21 protein-coding genes are annotated in these 18579 nt (G+C 63.6%); 11 read left to right on the top strand and 10 right to left on the bottom strand.

The annotated features are described in order from the left end of the window. The first annotated feature begins 26 nt into the window (after positions 1-26). The 3 genes from MESOP_RS14355 (at position 27) to MESOP_RS14345 (ending at position 3150) form a co-directional block, all read left to right on the top strand. On the top strand, positions 27-974 hold the full coding sequence (locus MESOP_RS14355; RefSeq protein ID WP_013894034.1) for a 2-hydroxyacid dehydrogenase: 948 nt from the start codon (positions 27-29) through the stop codon (positions 972-974). Positions 975-1047: 73 nt separating this feature from the next. Next, positions 1048-2082 (top strand): L-idonate 5-dehydrogenase, encoded by a 1035-nt coding sequence (locus tag MESOP_RS14350; protein WP_013894033.1) that lies wholly within the window; start codon positions 1048-1050, stop codon positions 2080-2082. Between the two features lie 48 nt (positions 2083-2130). Beyond that, entirely contained in the window at positions 2131-3150 is a 1020-nt protein-coding gene (locus MESOP_RS14345) for a LacI family DNA-binding transcriptional regulator (protein ID WP_031250491.1), read from the top strand. An 81-nt stretch (positions 3151-3231) separates the two neighbouring features. Here MESOP_RS14345 and MESOP_RS14340 read toward each other — a convergent pair whose 3' ends face one another. Genes MESOP_RS14340 through MESOP_RS14330 form a run of 3 tightly spaced genes read right to left on the bottom strand, consistent with a single transcriptional unit; the run spans position 3232 to position 6913 of the window. Continuing rightward, positions 3232-4329: an ABC transporter substrate-binding protein gene (locus MESOP_RS14340; protein WP_013894031.1), complete on the bottom strand. Its 1098-nt coding sequence runs from the start codon at positions 4327-4329 to the stop codon at positions 3232-3234. A 13-nt stretch (positions 4330-4342) separates the two neighbouring features. Continuing rightward, positions 4343-5410: an ABC transporter permease gene (locus tag MESOP_RS14335; protein ID WP_013894030.1), complete on the bottom strand. Its 1068-nt coding sequence runs from the start codon at positions 5408-5410 to the stop codon at positions 4343-4345. Positions 5411-5419: 9 nt separating this feature from the next. Beyond that, positions 5420-6913, bottom strand: a complete 1494-nt coding sequence (locus tag MESOP_RS14330; RefSeq protein WP_013894029.1) for a sugar ABC transporter ATP-binding protein — start codon at positions 6911-6913, stop codon at positions 5420-5422. Positions 6914-7045: 132 nt separating this feature from the next. Between MESOP_RS14330 and MESOP_RS14325 the strand changes: the two genes are divergently transcribed. Next, positions 7046-7969 (top strand): SMP-30/gluconolactonase/LRE family protein, encoded by a 924-nt coding sequence (locus MESOP_RS14325; protein ID WP_013894028.1) that lies wholly within the window; start codon positions 7046-7048, stop codon positions 7967-7969. A gap of 641 nt (positions 7970-8610) precedes the next feature. Here the strand turns inward: MESOP_RS14325 and MESOP_RS14320 are convergent. From MESOP_RS14320 to MESOP_RS14310, 3 genes are read right to left on the bottom strand one after another with little or no spacing between them, the layout of a single operon-like run. Continuing rightward, positions 8611-9054, bottom strand: a complete 444-nt coding sequence (locus MESOP_RS14320) for a VOC family protein (protein WP_013894027.1) — start codon at positions 9052-9054, stop codon at positions 8611-8613. Positions 9055-9106: 52 nt separating this feature from the next. Further along, on the bottom strand, positions 9107-9532 hold the full coding sequence (locus tag MESOP_RS14315; protein WP_013894026.1) for a BA14K family protein: 426 nt from the start codon (positions 9530-9532) through the stop codon (positions 9107-9109). 39 nt (positions 9533-9571) lie between these two features. Further along, on the bottom strand, positions 9572-9994 hold the full coding sequence (locus tag MESOP_RS14310) for an EF-hand domain-containing protein (protein WP_013894025.1): 423 nt from the start codon (positions 9992-9994) through the stop codon (positions 9572-9574). A 250-nt stretch (positions 9995-10244) separates the two neighbouring features. Here MESOP_RS14310 and MESOP_RS14305 point away from each other — a divergent pair, with 250 nt between their 5' ends. The 7 genes from MESOP_RS14305 to MESOP_RS14275 all read left to right on the top strand — a co-directional run bounded on the left by MESOP_RS14305 (position 10245) and on the right by MESOP_RS14275 (position 14629). Then, positions 10245-10679, top strand: a complete 435-nt coding sequence (locus tag MESOP_RS14305; protein ID WP_013894024.1) for an EF-hand domain-containing protein — start codon at positions 10245-10247, stop codon at positions 10677-10679. 42 nt (positions 10680-10721) lie between these two features. Continuing rightward, positions 10722-11105, top strand: coding sequence for a hypothetical protein (locus tag MESOP_RS14300; RefSeq protein ID WP_013894023.1), 384 nt, complete (start codon positions 10722-10724; stop codon positions 11103-11105). Positions 11106-11213: 108 nt separating this feature from the next. Next, the gene (locus MESOP_RS14295; RefSeq protein WP_245265095.1) at positions 11214-11798 is read left to right on the top strand and encodes an RNA polymerase sigma factor; all 585 of its coding nucleotides are present in this window, start codon (positions 11214-11216) and stop codon (positions 11796-11798) included. Beyond that, positions 11795-12229: a hypothetical protein gene (locus MESOP_RS14290; protein WP_013894021.1), complete on the top strand. Its 435-nt coding sequence runs from the start codon at positions 11795-11797 to the stop codon at positions 12227-12229. The genes MESOP_RS14295 and MESOP_RS14290 overlap by 4 nt, the downstream gene beginning before the upstream one ends. Then, positions 12226-12627, top strand: coding sequence for a periplasmic heavy metal sensor (locus tag MESOP_RS14285; protein WP_013894020.1), 402 nt, complete (start codon positions 12226-12228; stop codon positions 12625-12627). Before MESOP_RS14290 ends, MESOP_RS14285 begins: the two co-directional genes overlap by 4 nt. Positions 12628-12753: 126 nt before the next feature. Continuing rightward, positions 12754-13872: a hypothetical protein gene (locus tag MESOP_RS14280; RefSeq protein ID WP_245265094.1), complete on the top strand. Its 1119-nt coding sequence runs from the start codon at positions 12754-12756 to the stop codon at positions 13870-13872. Next, positions 13865-14629, top strand: coding sequence for an ATP-binding cassette domain-containing protein (locus MESOP_RS14275; protein WP_013894018.1), 765 nt, complete (start codon positions 13865-13867; stop codon positions 14627-14629). Before MESOP_RS14280 ends, MESOP_RS14275 begins: the two co-directional genes overlap by 8 nt. A 298-nt stretch (positions 14630-14927) precedes the next feature. On the opposite strand, the gene MESOP_RS14270 is transcribed toward MESOP_RS14275, so the two are convergent. The 4 genes from MESOP_RS14270 to MESOP_RS14255 form a co-directional block, all read right to left on the bottom strand. Further along, the gene (locus MESOP_RS14270; RefSeq protein WP_224729718.1) at positions 14928-15788 is read right to left on the bottom strand and encodes a phosphorylase family protein; all 861 of its coding nucleotides are present in this window, start codon (positions 15786-15788) and stop codon (positions 14928-14930) included. Positions 15789-15862: 74 nt separating this feature from the next. Beyond that, entirely contained in the window at positions 15863-16654 is a 792-nt protein-coding gene (locus MESOP_RS14265; RefSeq protein ID WP_013894016.1) for an ABC transporter permease, read from the bottom strand. After that, positions 16647-17534 carry an ABC transporter permease gene (locus MESOP_RS14260; protein ID WP_013894015.1) on the bottom strand — a complete coding sequence of 296 codons (888 nt, stop codon included), beginning with the start codon at positions 17532-17534 and terminating at the stop codon, positions 16647-16649. The genes MESOP_RS14265 and MESOP_RS14260 overlap by 8 nt, the downstream gene beginning before the upstream one ends. Continuing rightward, positions 17531-18568, bottom strand: coding sequence for an ABC transporter ATP-binding protein (locus MESOP_RS14255; RefSeq protein ID WP_013894014.1), 1038 nt, complete (start codon positions 18566-18568; stop codon positions 17531-17533). Before MESOP_RS14255 ends, MESOP_RS14260 begins: the two co-directional genes overlap by 4 nt. Positions 18569-18579 lie beyond the last annotated feature (11 nt).

Raw genomic sequence — 18579 nt, 5'->3', positions numbered from 1 at the left:
TGTCAAGTCAGTTGGAGCGAAAACCGATGCAGCGGCCTCACATCCTTCAGATTGGACCCTACCCCGCATGGGACGAGGAGCCGCTCAATGAAGCCTTTACAGTGCACCGCTATTTCGCGGCTGATGACAAGCAGGCTTTCCTCGCCGAGATCGGACCGCAGGTGCGCGGCATAGCCACGCGTGGCGAGCTCGGCGCGAACCGCGCCATGATCGAGGCCTGCCCTTCGCTTGAGGTTGTTTCCGTCTACGGCGTCGGTTTCGATGCGGTCGATCTCGCGGCATGCCGGGAGCGAGGCGTGCGCGTCACCAACACGCCGGACGTGCTGACCAACGACGTCGCCGATCTCGGCATCGCCATGATGCTGTGCCTGTCGCGCGGCGTGATCGGCGCCGAACGCTGGGTGCGCGACGGCAGCTGGGCGGCGAAGGGCCTCTACCCGCTCAAGCGCCGCGTCTGGGGCCGGCGGGCCGGCGTGCTCGGTCTTGGGCGCATCGGCTACGAGGTGGCCAAGCGTCTCGCGGGCTTCGGCATGGACATCGCCTACAGCGACGTCGCGCCGAAGGATTTCGCCCCGGATTGGACGTTCGTCGCCGATCCGGTCGAGCTGGCGAGGCGTTCGGACTTCCTGTTCGTGACGCTTGCCGCGTCGGCCGCGACGCGCCACGTCGTCAACAAGGATGTGCTTGCGGCACTCGGCGAGGACGGCATGCTGATCAACATTTCGCGCGCATCCAACATCGACGAGGATGCGCTGCTCGACACGCTCGAGGCAAAGGTGCTCGGCTCCGCCGCGCTCGATGTGTTCGAGGGCGAACCGAAGCTCAATCCGCGCTTCCTGGCGCTCGACAATGTGTTGCTGCAGCCGCACCATGCGTCGGGCACCATCGAAACGCGCAAGGCCATGGGCAAACTGGTGCGCGACAATCTTGCCGCCCATTTCGCCGGCCAGCCGCTGCTCACGCCGGTGCTTTAGGCTTGTCTTACGCGGATTCGGACGGAAAACCGCTGCACATTTTTCCTGGAATTGCCCGAGGAGTCTACTGACCATGAAGTCGATCGTCATCCACGCCGCGAAGGACCTGCGCATCGAGGACCGGCCGGTCGAGGCGCCGGGTCAGGGACAGGTGCTGCTGCGTCTCGCCGCCGGCGGCATATGCGGCAGCGACCTGCACTACTACAATCATGGCGGCTTCGGAACGGTGCGCCTCAAAGAGCCGATGATTCTCGGCCATGAGGTCTCCGGCGTCATCGAAAAGCTCGGCCCCGGCGTCGACGGACTGCGGCCAGGCCAGCTGGTCGCGGTCTCGCCGTCGCGGCCCTGCTACAGCTGCCGGTACTGCCGGGAAAGGATGCACAACCAGTGTCTCAACATGCGCTTCTATGGCAGCGCCATGCCGTTCCCGCATATCCAGGGCGCGTTCCGCGAAATGCTTGTGGCGGACGCACCGCAATGCGTGCCGGCCAATGGGTTGAGTGCTGCCGAAGCGGCGATGGCCGAGCCGCTGGCGGTCTGTCTCCACGCGACGCGCAGGGCCGGTGAGATGCTGGGCAAGCGTGTGCTGGTGACTGGCTGTGGGCCGATCGGCCTGTTGTCGATCCTCAGCGCGCGCCGCGCGGGCGCCGCCGAGATCGTCGCCGTCGACATCACTGATTTTACCCTGTCCATGGCCACGCGTGCCGGCGCCGACAGCACGATCAACACACGAACCGATCCGGATGGGCTAGCGCCTTATTTCGCCGACAAGGGCACGTTCGACATTCTCTATGAATGTTCAGGAGCCGCCGCTGCTTTGGCGCTGGGCATCGCGGCGCTGCGGCCGCGCGGCACGATCGTTCAGCTCGGCCTTGGTGGTGCGGAGATGGCACTGCCGATGTCGGTGGTCACCGCCAAGGAACTGTCCATCAACGGGTCGTTCCGCTTCCATCCGGAATTCGCCGTGGGCGTCGAATTGATGCGCAAGGGGCTCATCGACGTGAAGCCTCTGATCACCCACACCGTGGCATTCGCCGAGGCGCTGTCAGGCTTCGAAATCGCCAACGACCGCAGCCAGGCGATGAAGGTTCAGATCGCCTTCTCGTAAGCCGCGACGGTGCGTTGCATTCCGCAGTGATATCGATAACGTATGGCCATGCAGCCTTCGCCAAAACGCCCGACCATGGCCGATGTCGCGCGTCGCGCCAACGTCTCGACGATGACCGTGTCGCGCGCCTTCAAGAGCGATACCTCCATCAGCGCGGACACGCGCGACCGTATCATACGGGCCGCGGACGAACTCGGCTATGTCTTCGACAGCATCGCCGCCAACCTGTCGTCGCGCCGGTCCGGTTTTGTCGCGGTGACGATACCGTCGATCAACAACGCCAATTTCGCCGACACGGTGCGCGGCATGACCGAGGGCCTGCGCGACAGCGGGCTGGAGATCCTGCTCGGCTTCACCGACTACAATGTCGAGGAGGAAGAGCGCCTGGTCGGCCAGTTGCTGCGGCGGCGGCCGGAGGCGATCATCGTCACCGGCGGACGGCACACGCCACGCTGCCGCAAGATGCTCGAGAATGCCGGCGTCCCGGTGGTGGAGACCTGGGACCTGCCGGCCGATCCGATCGGTCATGTCGTCGGCTTTTCCAACGCCGAGGCCGGACGGCTGATGGTCGACCACTTTGTCGCACGTGGCTATTCAAGGCTCGGCTTCATCGGCGGTGACACATCGCGCGACACGCGTGGCCTCGATCGCCGGCGCGGCTTCGTCGCGGCACTGCAGGAACGCGGTCTCGATGGCTCGCGCATCATTGCCTCCGGCGTGCCGCCGATATCGATGCGCGAGGGCGCCACCGCCATGGTCGAGATGATTTCGCGCTGGCCGGACACGCAGGCGGTGATGTGCGTTTCGGATCTTTCCGCTTTCGGTGCGCTTATGGAATGCCTGCGGCGCGGCATCCGCGTCCCCGAGGATGTCGCGATCGCCGGCTTCGGCGCCTATGACCTCGCCGAGCAGTCGGTGCCGTCGATCACCACGATCGATGTCGAGGCGCACGAGATCGGCATCCGTGTCGCCGATCTCGTGCTCGACCTGCTCAACGGGCGCCGGGCGCCTGACGACCGGGTGGTCGTCGGCATGACGCCGAAGGTGATCGCGCGTCATACAGCCTGAACCCAGGCGAAACACAACGGCCGGCGGGTTGACCGCCGGCCGTTGACCGTCCTGCCCGTTTGCAGAGGTACTCATCGGCGCCTATTTGCCCCAGATCTTCTTGTACTGGTCGCGGTAGCCGTTGCCCGGATCGAAGCGGTTATCCGGCCCGCCGTCGAATTCGACATTGTCCGACGTCACAACATGCAGCGGCGAGATGTAGCCCGACCATTTCTCGCCGGCCATGGCGCGGTTGAGCTCGTCGACGAGCTGCCAGCCCTGCAGGTTCAGCGGTTCGGCAACCGTCACCTTCTGGAACTGGCCGGAGCGGATGCGCTGGTAGGCCGATTCGGAACCGTCGCCCGCCGCCACGTTTATCGGCGCGTCGGTGCCCGACTTTCCGGCCGCCGCCAGTGACGGTCCCATGAAGTCGAAATAGAGATCGTTGATCGCCAGTGAGTGAGTCCACTGGTCGCCGTATTTCTGCAGCAGCGAGGTGGTGAGCTGCGGCATGCGCTGCGAGGTCTCGGCGATGGGCGTGTCGACATATTCGAGCACCTTGCCGCCGAGATCCTCGATTTCCTTCTTCATGCGGTCGGCCTTGGCGATGGCGATCTGGTAGGTCGAGTCGGTGAAGATGATGACGCCGGGCTTGCCCTTGGCGTTCACGAAAGCCCAGTCGGCGGCAGCCTTCGACACTTCCATCGGATCGGTCGAGACGTTGGCGATGATGCCGAGATCGTCGATCGGGCCGACCGTCGGAGCGGCATGCCATGCCGCCATCGGAATCTTGGCTGCCCTGGCCTGCTCCAGCGCCGGCTTCTGCTCCACGGCATCGAAGCCGTTGATGATGATGCCGTCGGGGTTGAGTGCCAGCGCCTGGCCGAAGGCCGCGGTGCGACCGCCGATGGAACCGGCGCCGTCAAGTGTCTTGACGGTCCAGCCAAGGGCCGCGGCTGCTTCCTCGACGCCCTTGGTGACGCCAAGGATGCCGCCGTTCTTCATATCGGCGCCAAGCACCACGATCGTCTTGCCGGCCGCACCTTTCGGTCCGGCCGTCGGGCCATCCCATTTGTCGACCTTGCTGGCATATTTGTCGACCACCGCCTTGGCGTCGGCCATCGGGTCGGCCAGCGCGTTGGAGCCAATGCCAAGCGCCAGGCAGGCGACGCCGAGCTGAAGGACTGTTCTGCGATGCATGTTTCTTCTCCCATTAAGCATTGTCATTTGTCTTTGTTGGTTGGCTGGTGGCTGGTGGAGGCGGCACGACAGCGCCCCGGCGCCGCTGCGCGTAGCCGGCAATGCCGATCGCGACGAGCAAGGTGACGCCGTTGAAGAGCGGCTCCACCCAGAACGAGCCACCGAATTGCTGGATACCGGAAATGCCGGCGGCGAGGATGACGACGCCGATGATCGTGCCCCAGACATTGACGCGACCGGGTTTGATGGTGGTCGATCCGAGGAAGGCACCGACGAGCGCCGGCAGCAAATATTCGAGGCCGACGCTGGCTTGGCCGATGCGAAGCTTGGAGGCGAGCAGCACGCCGCCAAGCGCCGTCATCGCGCCGGAGGCGACGAAGGCGCCCATGACGAATTTCTGCACCGGTATGCCGTTGAGCGCGGCGGCCTTGGGATTGGCGCCGATGGCGTAGAGGTAGCGCCCGATCGGCATGTATTCGAGCACAAGCCACATCACCAGCGCCAGGACGATGACGTAGTAGCCGGTGATCGGCAGGCCGAACAGCATCGTGCCGTTGAGGGCCAGAAAGCCTTCGGGAAGCACGCCGACGACTTGGCGCCCGCCCGTGTACCACATGGCCAAAGCATAAAGCACGGTGCCGGTGCCGAGCGTGGCGATGAAGGAATCGATGCGCGCCACCTCGACCAGCAGGCCGTTGATAAAGCCGGTGACGACGCCGAGCAGCAGGACGATCAGCACCGCGATCGGCCACGGGATGCCGAAGGCGGTCTGCAGGCTAATGGCCAGGATATGCCAGAGCACGATGCCGTAGCCGACCGTCAGGTCGATGCGGCCCGAAGCCATGGGGATCATCGCCGCCAGCGACAGCAAGGCGATGATCGCCTTGTCGGAGACGATGGAACGCAAATTCAGCAGCGTCGGGAAGGTGCGCGGCAGGAGCAGCGAGAACAGCAGGATGAGCAGCAGCGTCAGGATCGGCAGGCCGTAGACCGGCAGATAGCGTGCCGCCTTCTGGCCAAAGCTGAGCCCGGAGAGTTCCGAGCGGGTCGGCTCCAGCGCCGTCGATTTGATCGAGTTCATGGATACTCCTCAGGCGGCTTCGGACACGGAGGCGGCATGGATAAGCGCCGCAGTCGTCAAGGCATCGCCGGCCAGTTCTCGCACGATGCGGTTGTGCGAGAAGACCAGCGCGCGATGGCAGATATGGGCGACTTCCTCGAAATCGGTGGAAACGACGACGACCGCCAGCCCGGCTTCGACGGCTGCCGCGATCAGCCGATAGATTTCGGCCTTGGCGCCGACATCGACACCCGCCGTCGGATCCTCGGCGATCAGCAGCTTGCGCCCTGTCGCCAGCCAGCGGCCGACGACCACCTTCTGCTGGTTGCCGCCTGACAGCGCCTCTATCGGCAGATGCGGATCGTTGGGCCGCAGCCCGAGCCGGGTACCAAGTTCCTGCGTCAGTTCGCTTTCCCGCGCCGGCGTCATGAAGGAGAAAAGCCCGCGGCCGGCGGCGGACGGGTTGAGATACATGTTTTCGCGCACGGACAGCGACAGCGCCACCGACTCCTCGGTGCGGTCGCGCGCAATCAAGCCGACACCGGCGGCAAGGGCTGCACCGACCGAGGACAGGTCGAGGCGTTTGCCGTCGAGCGATATAGTGCCGACGAAAGGCTCGGCGCCGAACAGCGCGCGGCCGACGGCCTCCTGTCCAGCACCACGCAGGCCAACCAATCCGAGAAGTTCGCCGGACCGCGCCTCGAAGTGGACGGGTCCGATACTGCCGCAGCGCAGGTCCTCGACTTTCAGCCGCTCGGGTCCGTCCTGCCAGCGCGACTTGGCGAACATCTGGTGCGCCGGGCGGCCGACGATGAGATCGACCAGTTCCTGCGGCGTCGTCTCGGCGACCGGCTCGACCGCCACCATGCGGCCGTCCCGCATCACGGCGACCCGGTCGGCGATGCGGAACACTTCATCCAGGCGGTGCGAGACATAGATCATGCCAACGCCGCGCTCGCGCAACGGTCGCAGTGCCTGGAACAGGCGTTCGACCTCATCCGCGGGCAAGCTTGCCGTCGGCTCGTCCAGCACCAGCACGTCGGCTTCGGTAGCGAGCGCGCGGGCGATGGCCACCAGCGATTTCTCGGTGCGGGAAAGATCCTGGACGCGCGTCGCCGGATCGAAGGCGCAGCCGACCAGGGCCAGGGCGCTCTCGGCGCGACGCTCTGTGTCGCGCCAGTCGATCAGGCCAGAGCGGCGCGAGAAGCCTTGCGCCATGCCGACATTCTCGGCCACTGTCATCCATTCGATGAGGCCGAGATCCTGATGGATGAAGGCGACCTTCTGCGGCTGGTTCGGGCCCGGCGGGCGGTGGTGGTAGTCCTCGCCGCGAAACCGGATTGTTCCCTGGTCGCGCTTGTAGATGCCGGCCAGCGTCTTGATCAGCGTTGACTTGCCGGCGCCGTTCTCGCCCAGCAGCGCAACGATCTCACCCTCGTGGATATCGAGCGAGACCGACTTCAACGCCAGGGTGCCGCCGAAGCGCTTGGAGATGTCGATGAATTCTATGAGCTTGGGCCGCATCCATGGCCCTCCCAAGCCAAAATAAACGGACTGAATTGGGACCGATGTTATCGCTAACATTTTTGCAGGTCAAGTCTTGAAAATGCCTGGCAGCGAAGGCTAACGATAGGCCGGTTTCATGGAGGACAAGGCATGTTCGGAGATATCGAGGGCGCTGGTTTCGAGGTTTTCGACGAGCGGTTCGAGAGTTGCTTCGTCGGCCACGTGGCGGTCGAGCGGCTGTGGACCGGAGGGCGCTGGCTGGAGGGTCCGGCCTGGTTCGCGGCTGGGCGATATCTGGTGTTTTCGGACATCCCAAATGACCGCATGATGCGCTACGACGACACCAATGGAGCCGTCTCGGTGTTCCGGGCGCCGTCCAGCAACGCCAACGGCAATACAGTCGACACCGAAGGGCGGCTGGTGACCTGCGAGCACCGGGCGCGGCGCGTCACCCGCACCGAGCATGACGGGTCGATCACGGTGATCGCTGATCGTTTCGAGGGCAAGCGGCTGAATTCGCCCAACGATGTGGTGGTACGATCGGACGGCACGGTGTGGTTTTCCGATCCACCCTACGGCATCACGACGGATTATGAGGGCGACCGCGCCGAGCAGGAGATCGAGGGCTCCCACGTCTACCGTGCCGACCCTGCAAGGGGCGCGGTGGCACGCGTCGTCTCGACGATGGCGAAGCCCAACGGTCTCGCCTTCTCGCCGGATGAGACGATCCTTTATGTCGGTGACACCGGCGTCACGCATCAGAAGGACGGGCCGCGGCACATCCGCAAGTTCGCCGTCGAGGACGCCGCGCTCAAGGAACTCGGCGTTTTCGCGACCTGCACGGCTGGCCTGTTCGACGGCTTCCGGGTGGATACGTTTGGCCGCGTCTGGGCAGGCACTGGCGATGGCGTCCATTGCTTCGACCCCGACGGCACGTTGATCGGCAAGATCCACATTCCGGAGACGGTTGCGAACCTCACCTTCGGCGGCCCGAAGCGCAACCGCCTGTTCATCACGGCACGGCAGTCGCTCTATTCGGTCTTCATCGTGGCGAATGCGGCTGCGCGATCTTGAGTCCTCGGAAGGCCCATAAACTGGCTGAAGAAAATCGGGAACTCGCTCAGAAATCTCTGCCGACCCGGTGCTCCCAGCTGCTGGAATGGTCGAACTCTCGTGCCTATGAGACGGCAGTTTGTCCCAAGCGGACTGTTCCGACAGGAGGTTCGAGTCCACGTTGTGAGCCATTTACAAAAAGCGCAATAAAATCAGAGCTCTAAAGGTTAGTTCTGGTGGGCCCGGAGGCTCATCATCCAGTTTCCATGCAAGCGCTGAGTCAGTTATAGAAGGGTCAATCTACATTTTGCGCTACGAGCGCGGCCGCAATGGCGCCGGAAGCAGACCAGCAGCTTCCGACCGGGAAACATCGATGCGGCATCCAGCTTAGCGTGGGCGTGGTGCTCCGGCGCTAGTACCGCAGTCGCGTAAGCCTTCTAGGTCGAGATCGTCGCTGATTACCCATTAATCGCAATACGCGAGCACCGACATGACGCCATCGTAGGAAGGCTAGCTTTCGTGAATGCTTCTCCCGGTGGCAGAACTCGAAGACGGTCATCAAGCTGCAGTCACTTGCACGATGAGGTTGGTCTTAGCCGTTGAGCAAGTCGTGACGGCGTCGCGATCCAAAGCTTATGGACTGTCGCTGCTGCAGATCGGTGTCAGCTCTCCATATCAGGATCGTTTGAGCTTTCCACGACGATGCGACCCCAGTCGTCGGGCATTACATCAGCTATCGACTGCGAAAAGGTCCAATTGTGGCCGGCGAGGTCACGGCAGGAATATTGACGCTCGCCATAGGGATGGCTCGTTGGGCCGCTGAGAATAACTGCGCCATGCCTCGCGGCTCGGCTCTGGTGCGCGTCGACATCCTCGACGCGTACCATCACTGCGAATGGCCCACCTGTCCGCGTCAGTCCGCCAGACTTCAATTCTGTGACAACGACGGCGCCGTCTCCGAAGCCGAGCTGGGCACGGTGATTGCCGATCATCAGCCGTATTTCGAACCCGAAGGCCCCGCAAAGCCAATGGCTGGCCGTCTCGACATCGGGATACGAAAGCACCGGTATGACCGTGCTCGTGGGCATCGAGCGGTTGTCGATCATGGTCATCTCCTATGCTGCCTTGAAAGGGTTGAAGGCTCTCAGCGAAGAGCCCTCAACTATAGGGCGACCAACATTGTTGGCGAGGACCGTTATAGGGCTGGTAGCTGTTGTCCCAGGCGCGGTAGGAGACGTAGCGCTCGAAACACCAGCGCACATGCGCTGCTTCCAATCGGATCTTCGGACTTGGTGCTACCGGTGCGACGGTCGCCGCCGCGACACCGGCGGCAAAGGCGGCTGCCGGGAACCAGTAGCCATTGTAGTAGCGATAGCCTGGCCGCACGCGGACATAGCCGCGATAGCCATTGTAGTAGTATCCGCCGCCAACGACGTAGAAGCCACGCCGAAACCAGACTGGCGTCGGCGCTGTGGCGACCGACGCCGGGGCAGAGGCCGGCACGACAGGCAAGGCCTCGGCCGGCGAGGCGAGCCCGGTGGCGCCAATCATCAAACCGCAAAACGCCGTGATTGTCCGTTTCATCTTTTCACTCCTGTTGGATGGGGTCGAAGGGTTCGGGGATTACTGACGTCGGAGCGCACGCAGTTCGGAAATCGAAAGCGCGCCATCGCCGTTCTTGTCCGCCTGCAGCAACCGGCCGGGAATGAAGGCGGCAAACTCGTCGCGCGAAATCTTACCGTCTCCATTGCGGTCAATGCGGCTGGCCTGGGCCTGGAAGCCGACGAATTGCGTGGCCTGGAAGTCGCGCTTCGACTTCACCCGTTCCACTTCCCCGCGCACTTCGCCCGCGTCGAGCAAGCCATTGTGGTTGGCATCCATCCGGTCGAACATCTGCGCCCGCACGGCCTGGATTTCGCTGAATTCGAGCTTGCGGTCGCCGTTGGTGTCCATGCGCCGGAAGAGTTCCCTGGCACCGCTGTCCGCCGCACAGGCGCTACCCGCGCCAAGAAGCAGGCCGGCAAAGGCCATGACGATCTTGTTCATATTGATCTCCGCATTGGGTCGGATGGTCCGCCGCGGACCGTCCTTGCAGAGCCTTCTACGCAGCGCCTGTGGTGGTCCTACGCAAAGCGAGATGATTTTTTCGAGGTGCGGCCAGCACAGCCGCCTATCCCCGCCGCGACAGAAAATTCAAGGCCGGCAAAGAATCTTGAGTGTCGAGCGTAGGAGCCCGGCTCTCGCTGCGTATCGGTCAGCAGTCGCCCCCGCGGCCTGACACTGAAAGGACATCAACATGAAACGCTCAGTACTGATTGCGGCCTTGCTCGTCGGGCTTGCACCGCTCTGCGCGGCGCAGGCACAGGACATGCCGGGCCAGCGCATCCTGCAACGGATCGATACCAATGGCGACGACGCCATCTCCAAGGATGAGATGACAGCCGTGCGAGAGCGCCTGTTCAGGCGGCTCGACCGCAATGGCGATGGCGTCATCGACGAGAAGGAGATCGAAAGCGCCCGCGATGCCATCATGGATCGGGCAGATGCCGCGCAGGCGCGGCTCGGCAGCCGCTGGCGGCGCATGGACGCCAATGGCGACGGCAAGGTCTCTGAACAGGAATTCGCCAGCAGCATGCCTTTGTTCGACCTCGCGGACCGGGACGGTGACGGCAAGCTCTCGGGCGACGAGATCGCGTCTGTCCGCAAGCTGATCGCCGACCACGCCAACTGATGATCGGCAGCTCTCATTCCTCTACAAAACAAGGAGTACGACATGTTGTCTTCGGTAAAAATTCCGATGTTCTGTCTCGGTGCGATGCTTGCCTGGTCGGCAGCTTCGCCGGCTTCGGCCGAGGAGTGGCAGCGCCCGACGGAGCATGGCGGCGAGATCAGCCGCAGCGTTGGCAAGGACGGCAACGTCTATACCGGCTCGACCACCCGCACCGGTCCCAATGGTGGCACCTACACGTCCAACTCAAAATGCATAGGAGGCGTTGTTGACCGCTGTGCCCGCAGCTATTCTGGTACCGGGCCGAATGGGCAGTCCTTTTCGGGAAAACGGATGTCGGCGCGCGGGCCGTTCCACGGCCGCTCGGCCGGCAGCTTCACCGGCCCGAACGGCAACACGGTCCATGGCTTCCGCCGCTGGCGGCGCTGACATCTGGTGTGATGGATTTGAATCCGAAGTTCGTTTCTGTGCTTCTCCTGATCGATGCGAATTTCGGATTCGCCCAACCAGCAGTCTCGTCCGTGGATGTGCGCCGCCGTGCGACATGAGGAGCCCCATTGCGACGATGAGCTTCTGGCGCGCGTCGCAGCGGGCAGCCAAAGCGCGCTGTCCGAGCTCATCGCCCGCCATGGCCGTGGGCTGCGGATGTTTGCCGCGCGCTATCTCGGCAATGCCGCCGATGCCGAGGATGTGGTGCAGGAGGTGTTCGTGACCGTCTGGAAACAGGCCGCGCGTTTCGATCCGGCCAGAGGACGGGCTTCGACCTGGCTCTACCGGATCACCGCCAACCGTTGCATCGACCAGCGTCGACGCAGGGCGCTGCGCAGTTTCATCGGGCTGGACGACATAAGGGACGACATCGCGTCGCCGGAGGCGGATGCCGAAGCAACGACCGTGGCGCGGCAGGAGCTGGCGATCGTGCGCGACGGGCTCTCGCGCCTGCCGGAACGGCAGCGCATGGCGGTGCTGCTGAGGGCCGTCGGCGACCTCGACATCGCGGCGATTGCCGAGGTGATGGGCAGCAGCGTCGGCTCGGCCGAGCAATTGCTTGTGCGCGGACGGCGCGCACTCAAGGATCATTTGGCAATGGTGGCCGTGGGCCGTGAAAGGAAGTCCTCATGACACGGGACGAATTTGAACGATGCAGGCGCCGCTTCGGCGATACCGCCGAGGCATGGCCGGCGCCTTTCCGCCAGCAGGCGCTGGCCTTGATGGCAGCGGAGCGGAATGACGACCCGGATGCAGCGCTCGATCTCCTCGTGCTCGAGGCGGCGCTGGCCGATGGCGACGATCAGGCGCTGGCGCGCAAGGTGCTGGCTCGCATCGAAGCCGGCTCGATCCGGCCGTCCTTCCTGCCGCGCCTGCTCTTGGGTCCGGCCGGGTTCGCGGCCTGGGTTGCTGGCGCGCTCGTGGCGGCGACGCTGGCAGGCTACCAGGTGGCGCGGCTGCAGGACGATCCCTCCGATACGGAGCTTCTGGCGCTGGCGTCGGGATCGTCGCTGGCCGATGGCGGCGGTGTCGCGGATGATCCGGCAGAGGAGGGCTCGCTTTGAAGCGTTCCTGGATATGGACGGCGACGCTGGTGCTGCTCACCCTTTCGCTCGCCGTCAACTTCTTCCTGGTCGGTTATGCCATGCACGGCCTGCGCCAGGGCGCGGCGGCGCGCGTGCTGTTGTCGGAGATTGCCAGCAACTATCCCCCGGAGGTGAGGAAGGAGTTCCGCGGCATTCTGCGCGACAACCGCGCGCGCACCTTCCAGGCCCTGCGCGAGCTGCGTGCCGCGCGCGCCAATCTGGCGGCGGCACAAACAGCCAAACCCTTTGACGAAGCGGCGGTGAAGGACGCGATGGCGGCGGTGCGCAGCGCAACGACCAACCTGCAGGCGACCATGCAGGACTATCTCCTGGCCGCGCTAAAGAATGTCAACGCCAAGGCCGCCGTGGGAGGTTGAGGCGCGACGGCCCTACTGGCGGCACAATCGTCGCCGACCTATGTCGATATCCAACCGGCTTGCGATCGCGAAGATGGAACAATGCGGCACGACAGGCTTGTTCTGACTCTGCTCCGGCGCGAGCTCTTGGCTGGCTTGCACTCGATGCGCCGCCGCGACCTTGCCTGGATTGGGCTCGGCGGCGGCGCTCTGCTTGCCTATGCCATCGCAGACATCGTTGTCGCGTTGCAGGCGGGGGCGGCCACGCTGCGGCAGGAGCAGGCGCTGTGGCTGCTTGGTTTGCCGGGCGCGCTTCTCATTCTTGGCGGTGCCGCTGGCAACGCGCTAGCGAGACTTTGCCTGTCGCGTGCCTTCGCGCCTTTCCTGAAGGCATTGCCGCTGTCGCTTCGGGAGCGCCGGCGCATGGCAGCGGTGGCGGCATTTACGCTTGGCGTTCCCATTGCTTTCGTCGTCGCGGCGGCGGCGGTGGGCCTTGGCTGTTTCGTCATCGTCAAGCCACTGGCGCCGGCCTGGGGTCTCGGCGCCGCGATCCTGTTTGGCGCCGGCTTTTGCGCGACAGCCGCGCTGCATCTGCGGAGCGCTCGCGACTTGGTCCGCATCAGCAATTCCGATCTGGCGAGGGATCCAAGCGGGCGCCGGCCCTGGCTCGGCGCCTTCGATCGTTCCGCACCAGCCTGGCTCTCCAGCTGGGCGTGGGGTCTGCCGGCTGGCCATGTGCGCCCGTCCTGGCGACTGGTGGGCGCGGCCGTCTTCTTCGGCATCGTCGCGGCCCTTTCCGCAGCGATCAGCCTCGTTCATCACGATGCCGTGCCGGCGGCCATGGCCGGCCTGACCGGCGGCCTTCTCGTCTTCATGCTGAGCGCGCGGTTCCATCCGCTCGGCTCGTCGGTGCTGCGCACGGCTCCAATCGGTTTCGTCAGGGCATGGCTGCGCCTGGCGCGGCTTCCCCTGCAATTGTCGCTCGCCTTCTTTCTCATGCCGGCAGGTGCTGCCCTGGCGGCGGAGCCATCGGCCTGGGCGATGCCGCTCGCCACTGGCTTCTGGCTGCTGGCGCTGAACGGCGCCTATGCAGTGTTCGCCGCCTATTTCATGACCGCGCCGTTCGTCGCCGCGCTGAGCTTCCTCAGTGCCATCGCCTATACCGGTTACGAATCGCTCGAATATGGGCGCACGGTGCTGATCGGCTTTGCCGCCCTTGTCCTGTTCCTGTGGCACCGGGCGCAACGGAGATATCGCCATGGATAGCAGCATCGATCCTGCCGAGATCCTCGCGGTTCGCGGGCTCAGCGCCGGCTACGGTGGCCACGCGGTCGTCAGCGGCATCGGTCTCTCGCTCGGCCGGGGCGACATCCTTGGCCTGCTTGGCGCAAATGGTTCAGGCAAGTCCACCTTGCTGAGAGCGATCAGCGGGCAGATCCGGCCGCTCGCGGGAAGTGTAGTGATCAACGGCGTCGACCTTGGCGATGCACCGGAGCGCGCCAAGTCGGGCTTCGGCCTCGCCATCGATCCATCCGATCTGCCGGTGGCGTTGACCGGGCGGCAGTATCTCCAGCTCGTCGCCTCGATCCGCGGCTGCGCCGAAGACGACTGGCCTGGCGTCAATGTCGCCGAACGGCTCGGGCTCAAGCGCTGGATCGACCGGCTAATCGCTGAATATTCGCTCGGCACGCAGGCCAAGATCGCTATTGCCGCGGCTCTGCTCGGTGCGCCACCGCTGCTGATCCTCGACGAGTCCCTGAACGGCCTTGATCCGCTTGCCGCCTTCGAGGTCAAACGCGTCATCCTTGCGTCGGCGGCGAGCGGCCACCAAGCCGTCATCATCTCCACCCACGTAGTCGAAGCAGTTCCCGGCCTGTGCAACCGCGCGGTGCTTCTGGCCGAGGGCAGCATTGCCCGAGAGTGGAATGCATGGCAGTTGGCCGAGGCCAGCCACGCGCCCGGCGCCTTTGAGCTCCACGTTATGCAGGCGCTGTCGGAACCCATGAGCTGGCGAAGGAGGTAGTGGCAAAGGCATCCCGAACTACCGGAATGAGGCGCAAAGCTGCCAACGGGGCGTAAGTAAATGGCTGGCTCAGCTTCTTGAATCAATTTGGGCGAACCGCTTCGCAACCCATCGACAAATAAAGATATGTTGGTCGCCGAGGGTCAGTGTTTTCTACAGTAAATACGCTAGCGGATGGTTCGCCAAGAAATGGGGCGGAAGCAGCCCGGACGTTTCGGGCATGGGACCTTCAAAAGCGGACTCTCAGTTCGGCGCGAGCATCGTCGCGAGTGAACGATGCAGACTCTGTCGCTGCTTTTCAGAACCGGGTAGACCGCTCCGCCGGTTGGGGCGACTTCAAGCCGTGGCAAGAGCATTCAGGATTAGCCGGAAGACGTGCCGCGGTCTCCAGCGCAACCCGCGAGGCTGTCATAGAGAGGCTCGGCAACACGTCTTCCTGCAGCAATGCCTGGCGATTGCGGTCCATATAGTCGTTGAAACCTGCGGTCACGAACGCAAGAGGCACGAAACACGCGCCTATCTCGCGCGACAAGGTGGCCTCAGGGGCGATCGAATGGTTGAGCACATCCGCCCCCAGGTTTCGAAACGCCAAGGCTTCGGCTGGGGTGGTCAGCCGCGGACCGTAGCAGTGGCCAGCGACCAACTGCTGCTCGATGCCATGAACGCGGCATTCGGCTGGCCAATGACGGCGGGCGGTTTCGACCAGAACCGCCGCACATCTTGGGCAGACGATCTGCTTGCCCGAGCAATCGAAGCTCTGGCGGCCGGGAAGCAGTGAAAACGGGGTCTGGGTCAGTTCGATGATATCGGCGTTCACGACCATGTCGCCGGGCTTGATCGCCTTGTTGACGGCGCCGATGGTCGAGCAGGACAGCACTTGCCTCACACCCGCTTCCATCAAGACCCAGAACGCGCGGCGATGACAGGAATGGTCTATATGGTCGCGGGGATTGCCGTGCGAATACATGCACAACGCACGTTTCATTTTGCCCTCGACGGTAATCGACGCATCGAACTCGAGCAGCTTCCAGTTGTCGCTGCGACCGAAAGGCGTTTCAAAACTCATGTCGCGCCGCAAGGTGCGCACACTCTCGAACTTAACATCTTCCGGGAAGGCAAGCCCCCAGTTGGCCGAGCCGGTGATGATCGCCAACCCCACCTGGGGTATGTCCGTTGAATGACACGCCGGAGCAACGGCTGCGTGATGATTTGTCGGCATGTTTCCAGTCTCGGTCATGATTTTTGGCGAAGGCTCACGATCAGGACGGCGACCAAGACGATGACGGTCCACAATGTCGAGATCGCCGCAATGGTCGGGTCGATCTGATCGCGCAGCGACAGGAACATAAGCTTCGGCAACGTGCTGTTTTGACCGCTGGCGACGAAGATCGAAATAACGGACTCGTCCAGTGAAGTCAGGAAGGCCATCAACGTGGCCGACAAGAGACTGATCTGAAGCTGCGGGACGATTATTCCGCCAATGGCTCTCGCCCAGTTTGCGCCGAGGCTTCGCGCCGCCTGCACCTGGTTCCAGTCAAAGCGGGCCAGGGCCGGCAACAACACAATGCAGGCGACAGGAATGGCCAGCACCACATGCCCGACCAGCACGCCGAACAGCGTTCCGACCAGACGTTGCGCCGCGAGCACAAAGAAGAGACCGATCGCAAGCAGGATGCCCGGCACGATGGACGGGGTGAGCAGAGCGCCCTGAATGGCCAAGGCGGTCCTTCCGCCGAGCCGGTTGGTCGAGATGCAGGCCAGCAGCCCCAGGGGCACTGCGAGCGTCGCCGTCAATGTCCCAAGGATCAGGCTCGTCCTCAGCCCGGCCATCCATGTCGCCGAACCGAAGAAATTCTCGTACCAGCGCAACGAGTATGCGCGCGGCGGAAACTCAAGGAGATCGGACGCTGAAAAAGAGAGCGGCACGACCACCAGCGTCGGCAGCATCAGGAACGCCAATATGAGCGCGCAAAAGCTCCACAGGAGGATACGGGCCAGCCTGTTGTCTGGATAGGCTTCAAGCATGGGCTGTACCGACTTTGCGCCCGGCAATCAGCCGCCCCGCAGCCAGGAACATCACCCCCACCAAGGCCATCAAGATGAGCAGCAGAATGCCCAGGACGCTCGCCGAGCCCCAATCCTGGAACGTCGATAGCGTGCGCTCGATCCGGGTGGACAGTGGATTTACCTTGCCGCCGCCAAGCACCGCCGGCGTGATGAAAAAGCCTATGGTGTAGATGAAGACGATCAATGAGCCCGAAAAGATGCCGCCGGTCGAAAGCGGCAGGATAACGGTGCGGATGGTTTGCCCAAGTGTGGCTCCCATGCTCGCCGAGGCGCGAACAAGGTTGGCGTCGATATCGCGCATCGCGGCATAAACGGGCAGCAGAAAGAGCGGCAGCATGTAGTGAACCATGCCGATGAGCGTTCCGGTGAAGTTGTAGACCAGCGGCAATGGCTCGGCCGTCAGGCCTGAACCCGTCAAAGCCGCGTTGATCAGGCCATCGCGCCGCAACAGGACGAGCCAGCCATAGGTGCGCACCAGAATGGAGGTCCACAAGGGCAGCATGACGAAGGCCATCAGCAAATTGGCCACCCTTGGTCTGGTGCTGGCCAGGGCGAGCGCCAGAGGGGTGCCGAGAAGAATGCAGATCGCCAGCGTGCCCAGGGACAGTTCAAGGGTTGTGACCAGCGCCGACCATGTCAGACCGCTCGAAAGCACCTTCTCGTAGTTGCCGACGGTGTACTCGCCCGCCGTGGTGAGGAAGGATTGCCGGATGATCCAGGCGATGGGCAGTATCGCCGCCAGTCCTACGATGAACAGCGCAGGCAGTGAAAGCGAGAGGAAGAACCGCCGCTCGCGTCGAGCGTCTGCTGCGAGAGCAGGATCGGCAAGGAAGGTCACGGCACCGCTCCCGGTATCGCGTGAACTTTCGCTGCTGGTGCATAGGCGGTCACCCGCTGACCGGCGGCAAGTTCGGCGCAGTCACTGGCCAGCGCCGCCGGAATGCAGACAAGGACTTCTTGCCCGCCGTCAAGCGTCAGCGTCAAAAGCCAGTTCTCACCGCGAAACGCCTTGGCGCGCAGCATTCCCTCAAGCGCCACTCCGTCTCGCCCGACGAGGGTCGCATCAAGATGAAAGCTTTCCGCGCGGATCATCAATGCTTCGCGCGACACGTCGGCGCCGTCGATTCTGCGCACAGATCCCGGGGCCACGATGTTGGCCTCACCCATGAACTCCGCGACAAAGCGTGTCGATGGACGATCATAAATCCGCTGTGGGGTGTCGATCTGCTGGATGCGGCCGGAATTCATCACCGCAATCCGATCTGACATGATCAGTGCTTCGCGCTGGTCATGCGTCACATAGATCGTGGTGATCCCCAGATCATCGTGCAGACGCCGGATCTCGTACTGCATGGTTTCGCGCAGATTCTTGTCGAGTGCCGACAACGGCTCATCCATCAGCATCACGCGTGGCTCGAAGACGATCGCCCGCGCCAACGCCACCCGCTGGCGCTGGCCGCCGGACAATGCGGCGATGTTGCGCTCCGCCAAACCTTCGAGCTTCACGCGGGCCAAAGTGTCGAGCGCCCTCTGGCGGGCCTCAGCTTTCGGCGTCTTGCGCAGCACCAACGGATACTCGACATTTGCCAGGACGCTCATGTGTGGAAACAGGGCATAGTTCTGGAAGACTATGCCGATGTCTCGCTTGTTGGGGGCCAGGCGGGTGATGTCGCGATCACCCAACAAGAGTTTACCGCGATCCAGCCGGACAAAACCGGCCAGGGCCATGAGCAACGTGGTCTTGCCCGATCCGGACGGCCCTAGCAGCGTAAGGAATTCGCCAGCCTGAACGTCGAGCGAAACATCATCCAGCGCGACATAAGACCCATAGGTCTTGCGCACGCCGTCGATGGTGATCGGGAGCGACTTCATGACGGGCTCCA

The sequence above is a fragment of the Mesorhizobium opportunistum WSM2075 genome (assembly GCF_000176035.2).
Taxonomy (GTDB): domain Bacteria; phylum Pseudomonadota; class Alphaproteobacteria; order Rhizobiales; family Rhizobiaceae; genus Mesorhizobium; species Mesorhizobium opportunistum.
The sequence above is the reverse complement of the archived record's forward strand: the minus strand, read 5'-3'. Positions and strand labels throughout refer to the sequence as shown.